The following is an 11627-nucleotide window of genomic DNA, read 5'->3' on the forward strand; positions in this document are numbered from 1 at the left end:
AAGTGACCGACACCTCGCGGGCGCGCAAGCTGGCCGACCGCATCCGGGTCGTGGTCGCGGAAACGCTGCAGCGGCGGATCAAGGACCCGCGGCTCGGCTACGTGACGATCACGGACACCCGGGTCACGGGTGACCTGCAGGACGCGACGGTGTTCTACACGGTCTACGGCGACGACGAGGACCGTGCGGCGTCCGCCGCCGCACTGGAGAGCGCCAAGGGCATCCTGCGCTCCGAGGTCGGTCGGCAGCTCGGGGTGCGCTTCACCCCGACGCTGACGTTCGTCGCGGACGCCCTCCCGGAGAACGCGAAGACCATCGACGATCTGCTGGCCAGGGCCCGTGCCTCGGACGAGCAGGTGCGCAAGGCCGCCACCGACGCCTCGTACGCGGGCGACGCGGACCCGTACCGCAAGCCGGTGGAGGACGAGGACGACCTCGACCTCGATGACGAGGACGACGACACGGACGCCGACGCCGACGCGGCGAAGACCGCGAAGGACGACGACAAGGGCTCCGCGACCGCATGAAGCGCAAAGGCCAGGGCCCGGACGGCCTAGTGATCGTCGACAAGCCGGCCGGGCTCACCTCGCACGCCGTGGTCGCCCGCATCCGCCGTTTCGCGGGCACCCGGCGCGTCGGGCACGCGGGCACCCTCGACCCGATGGCGACCGGAGTGCTCGTCATCGGCGTCGAGAAGGCCACCCGGCTCCTCGGCCACCTCGCGCTCACGCGCAAGGAGTACGTCGCGACGATCCGGCTCGGCCAGACCACCGTGACGGACGACGCCGAGGGCGAGGTCACGGAGAGCGCCGGCGCGGCCGGTGTCGAGCTGACGGCCGTCCAGGACGGAATCGCCAAGCTCAGCGGCGACATCATGCAGGTGCCGTCCAAGGTCAGCGCCATCAAGGTCAACGGCGTCCGGTCGTACACCAGGGTCCGGGAGGGCGAGGAGTTCGAGCTGGCCTCCCGCCCGGTGACCATCTCCTCCTTCGTGCTGCACGAGGACCGCACCGCGACGGCGGAGGACGGCACGGCCGTCCTGGACCTGGACGTCACCGTCGAGTGCACCTCCGGCACCTACATCCGGGCCCTGGCCCGCGATCTCGGCGCGGACCTGGGCACCGGCGGCCATCTGACCGCGCTGCGGCGCACCCGGGTGGGCCCGTACGACCTGAGCAGCGCCCGCACCGTGGACGAGCTCGAAGCGACGTACCAGGCCGACGGGGCGGAAGCCTTCCAGGTCATGCCGATCGGCGAGGCCGCCGCCGCGGCGTTCCCCCGCTGGGACGTGGACGCCGACCAGGCCCGCCTGCTCGTCAACGGCGTCCGCCTCAAGACCGACGGCATGGGCCCCGGCACTCACGCGGCCTTCGACCCCGACGGCCGCTTCCTGGCCCTCGTCGAGGACCGCGACGGCCAGACGAAGATCCTCGCGGTCCTCGTCTGACGCGAGTGCGTGACGCGCGTGCGTGACCTGACGGGATCCGGACCGGCCATCGAGCGGGTCCGGATCCTCGGTATCCGCAGTCGTCGCGCTCCCCTAGGGCACGGTCAGGCCCCCATCGTGGAGCGGGCGTCCGTGTCCCCGCGCGGACGCCCGCTCCACGATCCCCCTCCTGCTCGTATACCTATCCTCCTCACACCCGGAATTCACCCCAACGGGTGGGCGCTCGGAGTGAACTTCGGGGTGTACGGGGGCGCGTTGGGTGCGCGATCAATAGCGGGCGATCACCGTGGGCATACCGTGGAAGGCGGTTGACCAGCGGGGAGGTGCGCGGATGGCGGTGCGGCCCTGCGACGGTGACGATGCCTTGGTGCGGGTGTGCGATCTGGCCGGGCGGCCGCGCGGTACCGGATTCCTCGCCGATCTCGGCGGCACTCTCCTGACGAGTCACGAAGCCGTCGACGGACTGGCCCGGCTGGTGCTGCACGCCCCCGGCGACCAGGTCTGCCTCGTCGGTGCGGACGCGATCACGCCGCTGCCGGAACTGGGACTCGCGCTCGTCGCGACCGAAGGCATCAGTCTGCGGCCGCTGCCGGTCGCCGTCTCCGGGCCCGCGCACTCCGAACGCCGGGTGCGGCTGCGGGCCCGCGGCTGGACGGACGCCGTCGTCGTCGGCACCGCGTCCGTGACGTACACCGCGACCGACCGATTCCATCTCCTGGACGAGGTCTACGAACTCGCCCTCGACAGCCCGGAGGTGCTGCGGGTCCACCCGCAGGCGTCCGGCAGCCCCGTGATCGACGCGGAGACCGGAGCGGTGCTGGCCGTCATCGCCACCGCACTGCACGCCGGGCACCGGGCCGGCGGCTTCGCCGTCCCGCTGCGGGCCGGGTCGGGGCCGCTGGCGGAACTGCTCGCCCGCAACGCCGCCACCGTGCCCGCCTACGGGCCGCACCTCAACCTCGCCGGCGCGCTGCAGTTGACGGCCACCTCGGTCGGTTCCGCGGCCGTACCGCGCGAATGGCGTGAGCCGGTCGCCAGGCCGGGGACCGAGGACGAGCTGCGCGACTTCCTCAGCGGGGGAGGGGACCGCGGACCGCTCGTCCTGGGTCTGGTCGGCGACCCCGGCTGCGGGCGCACCACCGAACTGGCGGCGCTCGCCGCACGCCGCGCCCGGGGCGCGGAGCCCGCCCCGACGGTATGGCTGCGCGGCGCCGAACTGCGGCCGGGCGACGGCGGGTTGAAGGACGCGGTGGAACGCTCGCTGCGCACCGCCGCGCGGATCGTCTCGGCGGCGGCCGGCGACAGCAGGGGCGAGGCGCCCGTCGCGTCCCCGGACGCGGTCGCGGACCTGGCCCGGTCGGCGGGCCGCCCGCTGCTCGTGCTGCTCGACGGTCCGGAGGAGATGCCGCCCGTTCTGGCGCACGCGCTGCCCGACTGGACGGCCGGTACGGCGAGTTGGCTGCGGGCGGGCGGCGTCCGGCTGGTCGTGGCGTGCCGCCCCGAGTACTGGGAGCAGGCGGGCGCCCTGTTCCCCGCCGGGATGCTCCATGTGCCCGAGGAGGCGCCGGCCGTACCGCCCGGCGCCCCGGCCCGCGCGCTGCCGTTCTGCGTCCGGCTCGGCGACCTCCCGGAGCGGCAGGCCGTCCGCGCCAGGGCCCGGTACGGCATCCCGCCCGGGGCGCTGGCCGCGACCGACGCCGCCCATCCGCTGGCCCTGCGGCTGTTCGCCGAGATCCGCGCGGCCCTCCCGGAACCGGCGGTGCCCGACCCGGTGGGAACGCCCGCCGCTGAGGACGCCGTGCCCGGCCGTGCGGAGATCTTCTCGGCCTATCTGGACCTGGTGTGCCTGCGGATCGCCGTCCGGCTGACGGCGGGCGCCGAGAGCCCCGCCCGGGGGACCGCCGTCCGGCGGCTGGCCGCCCGGGTCGCCGGGCAGGTGCACGAGGCGGCGCGGCGCTGTCTGGGGCCCGGCCAGGGCGAGCTGGACCGGGAGTCCTTCGAGGACCTCTTCCCCTGGCGTACGGGCTGGGCCTCGGCCGTCCTCACCGAAGGCCTCGTCGTCCCGGCCGGAGCGGGATACCGCTTCGCGCACGAGGAGTTCGCCGACTGGCTGCAAGGGCTGCACCTTGACCTCGACGAGGCCCTGTTCGCCCTCGTCCACCGGTGGTTCGCCGCCCCGGCGGGCGCCGCGGAGGCCCCGGTCCGGCTGCCGTCGCGCCCCGGGGCCCGCGCCGGTCACGCCCCCGGGCACACCGTGCCGCCGGCCCCTCCGGTCGGCCCCGCCGCCGCTCCGCACTCGCTTCCGGTGCCCCGCCACCGCATCGGCCCCGTCATCCAGTCCCTGCTGCTCACCGCCCGCCAGTCCGGCCCCACCGCGCTCGCCCGGCATCTCGAAACGCTGATCCACGCCCTCGACCAGCAGGCCGCGGAACCGAGCCGCCTCGCCGCCCCGCCAAAGCCGCAGACGCCACCCCGGACACCGCCCTGGCCACCTGTGGTCGGGGAGCCGGAGGGAGCGTCGGAGGGGGAGCCGGACGCGGCAGCCGCCCCGGCTCCCGCCCTGATGGACCGCCTCATGGACCGACCCGCGTTCGACGATCCGCCTCGTCCGCGACCCCGCGACCCGCTCCCGGCACCTGCCGGCCGCGCTCACCCACTTCGCCGCGGGCGATCCACAGCTGCCGGCCGGCGCCCTCGCCGCCGCGCTCGCCTCGCATCCGGAACCGGTGCTCGCCGCGTTCCAGGCCCGGCTGCGGGAGCCGGGCGCCGGCGCCGGCGAGGTGCTGCGCGAGCTGGCGGCGGTGACCACTCCCGCGCTGGCCCGCCGCGCGGCCGGCCTCGTACGGGACCATCTGCGGCACCGGCCGGAGGGCGCCGTCCATGCGGCGGAGTTCCTCGACCGGCGGCTCGAGCAGGGCGCCTCCGCCCGCGCGGTGGTGTTTCCGCTGGTCGTGGAGTTGCTGCGGGAACACCCGCCGGAGGTGCGGCGCGCGGTCGCCCCGGTGCTCGCCGCGCCCGGCAGCCACATCTCCCGGCCGATGCGCCAGGAACTGCTCGACGTGGCCCTGGAACGCGAACGGGACGCCGACGTCCTGGACGCGCTGCTCGGCGCCGCAGCGGACGGCTGCGCCCGCCGCCCGCCGCTGCTCACCCGCGATCTCGTGCACCGTCTCGGCCTGCTGCTCGGGCGCACCCCCGAAGGCGCCGCGCACTTCGACCGGCGGCTCGTCCAGCTCGCCGCCGCCTCCCCGTGCTTCGCCCGGCTGGTCCGCGGCTGGCTGGACTCCGACGGCGCCTGGGACGCCGTCATCGGCCCCAGCGCCCGCCGGCTGTGCGAACAACTCGCCGTACCGTCCACCCCGTAGGGGCAGGTCGCGGCCCGTGCCGCGGGCGCGGCGGCGGGGCCGGTGGCCGAGCCCGGCACGGGGACATGGCAGGCTTGGACCCGTACAGGCATACACAGCTATTCGGTACGACGATGAAGCGGAGCGTCAAGGTGCAGCGCTGGCGGGGCTTGGAGGACGTTCCCGGGGACTGGGGACGCAGCGTCGTCACCATCGGCTCCTACGACGGCGTGCACAGGGGGCATCAGCTGATCATCGGGCGCGCTGTCGACCGCGCCCGTGAGCTGGGTGTCCGGTCGGTGGTCGTCACGTTCGATCCGCACCCGAGCGAGGTCGTCCGGCCGGGCAGCCACCCGCCGCTGCTGTCCGCGCACCACCGCCGTGCCGAGCTGATGGCGGGACTGGGCGTCGACGCGCTGCTCATCCTTCCCTTCACCGCGGAGTTCTCGAAGCTGTCGCCCGGCGATTTCGTGCGGACGGTGCTCGTCGACGCGCTGCGCGCGAAGCTCGTCGTCGAAGGCCCGAACTTCCGGTTCGGGCACAAGGCCGCCGGTGACGTCGAGTTCCTCTCCGCGATGGGCCTGAAGTACGACTACGAGGTCGACGTCGTGGATCTGTACGTGCGCGGCTCCGCGGGCGGCGGCGAGCCGTTCTCTTCGACGATGACGCGCCGGCTGGTCGCCGAGGGCGACGTGGCGGGCGCGATGGAGATCCTGGGCCGTCCGCACCGCGTCGAGGGCGTCGTCGTCCGGGGCGCGCAGCGCGGCCGCGAGCTGGGCTTCCCGACGGCGAACGTGGAGACGCTGCCGCACACGGCGATCCCCGCGGACGGCGTGTACGCCGGCTGGCTGCACGTCGACGGCGAGCCGATGCCCGCCGCCATCTCGGTCGGCACGAACCCGACCTTCGACGGCACGGCACGCACGGTCGAGGCGTACGCGATCGACCGCGTCGGGCTGGATCTGTACGGGCTGCACGTGGCCGTCGACTTCCTCGCGTATCTGCGGGGGATGGAGAAGTTCGACTCGATCGACGCGCTGCTGGTGCGGATGGCGGAGGACGTGAAGCAGTCCCGCGAACTGATCGACGCGGCGCCGACACCCGAGTAGCGCCGTCGGCCTAGGACGGTCTGATCAGCCGGGTCTCGTACGCGAAGACGACCGCCTGTACGCGGTCGCGCAGCCCGAGCTTGACCAGGATCCGGCTCAGATGGGTCTTCACCGTCGCCTCGGCGAGGTGCAGACCCGCGGCGATCTCCGTGTTGGACAGCCCGCGGCCGACCTCGACGAGGACCTCGCGCTCCCGGGCGGTGAGCCGGCCCAGGCGCTCGTCACCGTCCGCCGCACCGGTTCCGGCCGGGAGCTGGTGGGCGAAGTTCTCCAGCAGGCGGCGGGTGATCCGTGGCGCGACGACGGCGTCGCCCGCGGCGACCGAGCGGATCGCGGCGAGCAGCTCCTCGGGGAGCGCGTTCTTGAGCAGGAAGCCGGAGGCGCCCGCCCGCAGCCCCGCGAAGGCGTATTCGTCCAGGTCGAACGTGGTCAGGATGAGCACCCGGGTCTCCGGGCAGGAATCGACGATCCGGCCGGTGGCCTCGATCCCGTCCGTGCCGGGCATCCGGACGTCCATCAGCACCACATCGGGCCGCAGCGCGAGGGTGAGGCGGACGGCCTCGGCGCCGTCGGCGGCCTCGCCGACCGGCTCCATGTCGGGCTGGGCGTCGAGGACCATCGTGAAGGCCATCCGCAGCAGCGGTTCGTCGTCGACGAGAAGCACCCGGATCGTCACAGCGCACCGTCCCCGTCCTGGGGAGGATTCAGGGTGAGCACGGCCGAGACCCGCCAGCCGCCGTCCGGCTGCGGGCCCGCGTCGAGCTGCCCGCCGTACGCGGCGGCCCGTTCGCGCATCCCGGGAATCCCGTGCCCGGACGCGGTAGGGGACGGATCCGCGGTCGCGGGCGCGGCGGGGCCGTCGTCGGTGATGTCCACCCGGACGGAATCGGGGGAGCAGCGCACCCGGACCTCGGCACGGGTGCCGGCCGGGGCGTGCTTGAGGGTGTTGGTCAAGGCTTCCTGTACCAGTCGGTAGACGGTGAGTTGGGCCGCCGCGGTGGCCGCGGCCGGGTTTCCGCTGACGCTCAGACGGGTCGGCAGTCCGGCGGCGCGCACCTGTTCGGCGAGCGGCTCCAACTGGGCGATGCCGGGCATGGGATGGCGCAGCGCGTCGGGTTCGTCGGCGCGCAGCACCCCGAGGAACCGGCGCATGTCGGTGATGGCCTGCCGGCCGGTCCCGGACACCTGCCGCATCGCGGCGGCCGCCTTCTCCGGGTGCCGCTCCTGCGCGAAGACCGCGCCGTCGGCGAGCGCGACCATCACCGACAGGTTGTGCGTGACGATGTCGTGCATCTCGCGGGCGATCCTGGCTCGTTCACCGGCCACCGCGAGCTGCGCCTGCTGGTCGCGCTCCCGCTCCAGCCGTCCGGCCCGGTCCTCCAGCGCGGCGAGGTAGGCGCGCCGGGTGCGCACGTTGACCCCGGTCACGGCGGCGGCGATCACCATCGCCGACAGCGCGATGAACGACTGGGTGGTGCGTCCGTGCGTCGCCCAGGTCAACGAGGCCAGCAGAGCGCCGAGTTCGAGCACGCCGACGGCCGACAGCGTCCGGAGCCGGGAGGAGTGGGCGGCCACGGTGTACAGCGCGATGAGCAGCGCGACATCGGCGGGCAGCGGGGCTCCCGCCAGCCATTGGAGGAACGCGACCGCCGCCATGGCACCGAAGACGGCCAGCGGGGCCCGGCGCCGCCACACCAGCGGGATCAGCAGCAGCCACTGGAAGACCACGAGGGATGTCGAGCGGGACAGATCACGGTGAGCCAGGCCCGCCGTCGCGAACAGCAGCGCCGCGGTGAGCACCGCGTCGACGGCGACCGGCGGCAGCTTCGCCCGCACCAGCAGCCTGGCGCGCCCGAGGTGGGCGCGCCAGGACCGCACCGTCCGCCGGAGCGCGGGCGCGGCGGGCGTCACCGCCTCACGCGTCCCGGCGCTTGAGCGCTGCCGCCGCCGCTGCCAGGGCGACGACCGTGTAGAGACAGAAGACTGCGAAGCCGGTCCATGGGGCCAAGATATGCGGCTCCCGGTGGGCCGCCAGCAGCGCCTGTCCCGCATTGCTCGGCAGGTACTCGCTGATGGACCAGGTCGTCGGCAGCGCCTCGGTCAGCAGCGGCAGCACCATGAGCAGCCCGAAGACGGTGGCGATGCCGCCCGCCGTACTGCGGATGAGGGTGCCGAGCGCCACGCTCAGCAGGCCGACGACGGTGAGGTACAGGCCGGCGCCGAACACCATGCGGGCGGCGCCGGGCGCGCCGAGGGACGTACCGATGTGCTGCGACGACAGGATCGCCTGGCCGGCCAGGAACGCGACGAGCGACGCCGTCGTCATCGCGAGGAACGTCACCGCCGTGTACACGGCGGCCTTCGCCCACAGCACCGGAAGCCGTCGCGGGACGGCGGAGAGCGTCGCGCGGATCATGCCGGTCGCGTACTCGCCGGAGACGACGAGGACACCGAGGACCGCGACGGCGAGCTGCGCGAGCAGGAAGCCACGCACGCTCACCCCGGCCGCGCTGAACCTGAGCTGTTCACCCCGGTCCATATGCGGCCAGCGGTTCGCGCTGACCGCGCAGAAGAGCAGTCCGAGGCCGATCATCACGACCACGGCGGCGGTCAGCGTGACGAGCGTGGACCGCAGGGTGCGCAGCTTGATCCACTCGGAGTGCAGCACCCGGAGCTGGGTGACGTGGCCGCGGACGGCGGGGCCGCTCGCGGCGGCCGGGCGGGCGGGGAGAGTGGTCATGCCGCACGTCCTTCGTGATCTGCGACGGGAGGCGCCTGGTACTCCACGGCGTCCCGGGTGAGTTCCATGAACGCCTGCTCCAGGGAGGCCTGTTGCGGGGTCAGCTCCGCCAGCGCGATGGCGTGGTCGGCGGCGATCCTGCCGATCCGGTCGCTGGTCAGACCGGTTACCTCCAGCACCCCCGCCGCCTCCGACGCCACGGTCACCTCGGGACCCGCCAGCAGCCTCCGCAGCTGCTCCGCGTCATCGGTCCGCACCCGTACCGAGGTGCCCGCCGCGCCGCGGATGAACTCCGCCACGGAGGTGTCGGCGATCAGCCGGCCGCGGCCGATGACGATCAGGTGCTCGGCGGTCAGCGCCATCTCGGACATCAGGTGCGACGAGACCAGGACCGTACGTCCTTCGGCGGCCAGGCTCCGCAGCAGATTGCGGATCCACAGGATGCCCTCGGGGTCCAGGCCGTTCACCGGCTCGTCCAGGAGCAGCGTCGCAGGGTCGCCGAGCAGCGCGCTCGCGATGCCGAGGCGCTGCCCCATACCGAGCGAGAAGCCGCCCGCGCGCTTCCTCGCGACCTCGCGCAGACCCACGAGGTCGATCACCTCGTCGACCCGGCCGCGCGGAATGCCCGTCGTGACGGCGAGCGCCAGGAGGTGGTGGTACGCCGAGCGCCCGGTGTGGATCGCACGGGCCTCCAGCATCGCGCCGACCTCGTGCAGCGGGGCCCGGTGGTCGGCGTAGTGGCGGCCGTTCACCGTGACCCGGCCGGCCGACGGGGCGTCCAGGCCCAGGATCATCCGCATCGTGGTGGACTTCCCGGCGCCGTTCGGGCCGAGGAAACCGGTGACGGCGCCCGGCCGCACGGTGAAGCTGAGGTCCTCGACGGCGGTGCGCTCGCCGTAGCGCTTGGTGAGTGCGTGGGCTTCGATCATCGGAAGGTCCTCGTGGCCGGCAGCGATCGGGGGATGCCCCAACGCTAGGCCGCCGACCAGGGCGCGCACGATGACCCACAGGCGGAACTCCCGGGCGCCCGGCTGCATCCCGGGATGGAACGGGACTACACCCGGTGATGTACGCCGCGGTCCGTTCCCCTGCGCGAAGAGGGTCCCGCCGCGGGTGCGGCGGGACCCACCCGAGTGGTGCTGTGGTTACTGCTCCGCGCTACTGCTCCGAGCTATTGCTGAGGCGGCGGCGGGTAGCCGTAGCCCGGCGGCTGCTCGGGCGGTGCCTGCTGCTGCGGCGGCTGCTGAGGCCAGCCCTGCTGGGGCTGCGGCTGGTACGGCTGCGGCGCCTGCGGCTGGTACTGCTGCGGCGGCTGCGGTGCCTGCGGATACGGCTGGCCCGGACCCTGGGGCGGCTGGCCGTGGAACCCGGGCGGAGGCGGCTGCTGCTGGTACTGCGGCTGGCCCTGCTGCGGACCCTGCTGCTGGCCGGGGACCGGCGGTGCCAGGTGCGGCGGCGGGTTCCCGTCGGCGGTCCACAGCCCCTGCGCCTGCTGCGCGCGGATGAAGTCCTCGGCGACCATCGCCGAGAGGTTGAAGTACGCCTCCCGGGTCTTGGGACGCATCATGTCGAGGTCGACCTCGGCGCCCGCGGCCAGGTGCTCGTCGAACGGGACGACCATCACCCCGCGGCAGCGCGTCTGGAAGTGGGCGACGATGTCGTCCACCTTGATCATCTTTCCGGTCTCGCGGACCCCGGAGATGACCGTGATGCTGCGCTGCACCAGTTCTGCGTAGCCGTGCGCCGACAGCCAGTCCAGCGTGGTGCTCGCGCTGCTCGCGCCGTCGACGGACGGTGTGGACACGATGATCAGCTGGTCGGCCAGGTCGAGCACGCCGCGCATCGCGCTGTAGAGCAGACCGGTACCCGATTCGGTGAGGATGATCGGGTACTGCTTGCCCAGCACGTCGAGGACCCGGCGGTAGTCCTCGTCGTTGAACGCGGTCGACACGGCCGGGTCCACGTCGTTGGCGATGATCTCCAGCCCGGAGGACGCCTGCGAGGTGAACCGCCGGATGTCCATGTAGCTGTTGAGGTACGGGATCGCCTGCACCAGGTCACGGATGGTTGCACCGGTCTCCCGGCGGACCCGGCGGCCGAGCGTGCCGGCGTCCGGGTTGGCGTCGATCGCGAGGATCTTGTCCTGGCGCTCGGTCGCCAGCGTCGAGCCCAGAGCGGTGGTCGTCGTGGTCTTGCCGACGCCGCCCTTGAGGCTGATCACCGCGATCCGGTAGCAGGACAGCACCGGAGTACGGATCAGCTCCAGCTTCCGCTGCCGCTCCGCCTCCTCCTTCTTGCCGCCGAGCTTGAACCGCGACGGCGTCGCGTTGGCACCGGGCCGCTTCGGCTTCGGCTGGTTCTTCAGCAGCCGGTCCGACGACAGCTCGACGGCCGCGGTGTAGCCGAGCGGCGCGCCCTGCACCGAACGCTGCCGCTGGTCCGGCGTCACCGTCGGCCAGCCACCGGTACGCGGATCGGCCGACGGGTCCTCCGCCGGAGCCGGGTGCTGCGGCTGGACCTGCGGTTGGGCCTGCGGCGGCGCGTACTGCTGGGGCTGCGGCGGCTGCTGTTGCTGCGGGGCCGGCGGCTGGGCCTGCGGCTGCTGTCCCGGCGGCGGGAATCCGTACCCGCCGTGCGGCGGCAGCGGCTGCAACGCCGCACCGGGGTTGGCCTCCGGCGGCAACGGCGCCGCGGGCGGCGGGAATCCGTAGCCGGCCGGCGGCATGGGCGCGGACGCCTCAGGACCGGGCGCGACGGGCGGCTGCGGAGCTCCGCTCTGCGGGAATCCGTAACCCTGCTGGGGCGCCGGCGCCGGGGCCTGGGCGGGGGCGGCCGGGGGCAGCGCCGGGTTGGGCCAGGGCGCGCCGGTGGGCGGAGCGGCGCGGTCCTCCGGAGCGGGCTGCGGCAGCGGCGCGTACGTGCCCGGCTGCGGCTGACCGCTCTGCGGGAACCCGTAACCAGGCTGCGGCGCCGGCGGCTTGGGGCTC

General features: G+C 73.9%; 8 protein-coding genes. 3 read left to right on the forward strand and 5 right to left on the reverse strand.

Translation table 11 applies throughout. The annotated features are described in order from the left end of the window. Positions 1–2: 2 nt before the first annotated feature. The 3 genes from rbfA to O3W51_RS48535 all read left to right on the forward strand — a co-directional run bounded on the left by rbfA (position 3) and on the right by O3W51_RS48535 (position 5900). Positions 3–527, forward strand: coding sequence for a 30S ribosome-binding factor RbfA (gene rbfA / locus O3W51_RS28860; RefSeq protein ID WP_269287702.1), 525 nt, complete (start codon positions 3–5; stop codon positions 525–527). Further along, positions 524–1447 (forward strand): tRNA pseudouridine(55) synthase TruB, encoded by a 924-nt coding sequence (gene truB / locus O3W51_RS28865; RefSeq protein WP_138356687.1) that lies wholly within the window; start codon positions 524–526, stop codon positions 1445–1447. Before rbfA ends, truB begins: the two co-directional genes overlap by 4 nt. A gap of 3496 nt (positions 1448–4943) precedes the next feature. Further along, positions 4944–5900, forward strand: a complete 957-nt coding sequence (locus O3W51_RS48535) for a bifunctional riboflavin kinase/FAD synthetase (RefSeq protein WP_138357432.1) — start codon at positions 4944–4946, stop codon at positions 5898–5900. 10 nt (positions 5901–5910) lie between these two features. Here O3W51_RS48535 and O3W51_RS28875 read toward each other — a convergent pair whose 3' ends face one another. The 5 genes from O3W51_RS28875 to O3W51_RS28895 form a co-directional block, all read right to left on the reverse strand. Beyond that, positions 5911–6576, reverse strand: coding sequence for a response regulator (locus O3W51_RS28875; RefSeq protein WP_138357402.1), 666 nt, complete (start codon positions 6574–6576; stop codon positions 5911–5913). Then, a complete protein-coding gene (locus O3W51_RS28880) occupies positions 6573–7811 on the reverse strand; it encodes a sensor histidine kinase (RefSeq protein ID WP_417792612.1) in 1239 nt (412 codons plus the stop codon). The genes O3W51_RS28875 and O3W51_RS28880 overlap by 4 nt, the downstream gene beginning before the upstream one ends. Positions 7812–7815: 4 nt before the next feature. Beyond that, positions 7816–8640: an ABC transporter permease subunit gene (locus O3W51_RS28885; RefSeq protein WP_138357403.1), complete on the reverse strand. Its 825-nt coding sequence runs from the start codon at positions 8638–8640 to the stop codon at positions 7816–7818. Next, positions 8637–9569, reverse strand: coding sequence for an ABC transporter ATP-binding protein (locus O3W51_RS28890; protein ID WP_269287718.1), 933 nt, complete (start codon positions 9567–9569; stop codon positions 8637–8639). Before O3W51_RS28890 ends, O3W51_RS28885 begins: the two co-directional genes overlap by 4 nt. 242 nt (positions 9570–9811) lie before the next feature. After that, on the reverse strand, positions 9812–11627 hold a 1816-nt coding region (locus O3W51_RS28895), incomplete at its 5' end, for a MinD/ParA family ATP-binding protein (protein ID WP_269287705.1).

Source organism: Streptomyces sp. H39-C1 (genome assembly GCF_027158125.1).
Classification (GTDB): Bacteria; Actinomycetota; Actinomycetes; order Streptomycetales; family Streptomycetaceae; genus Actinacidiphila; species Actinacidiphila fildesensis.

Excerpts from the sequence above, each read along its gene's own strand:
- truB (WP_138356687.1), top strand. The coding sequence starts at position 524 with ATGAAGCGCAAAGGCCAGGGCCCGGACGGCCTAGTGATCGTCGACAAG.
- O3W51_RS28890 (WP_269287718.1), bottom strand. The coding sequence starts at position 9,569 with ATGATCGAAGCCCACGCACTCACCAAGCGCTACGGCGAGCGCACCGCC.
- O3W51_RS28885 (WP_138357403.1), bottom strand. The coding sequence starts at position 8,640 with ATGACCACTCTCCCCGCCCGCCCGGCCGCCGCGAGCGGCCCCGCCGTC.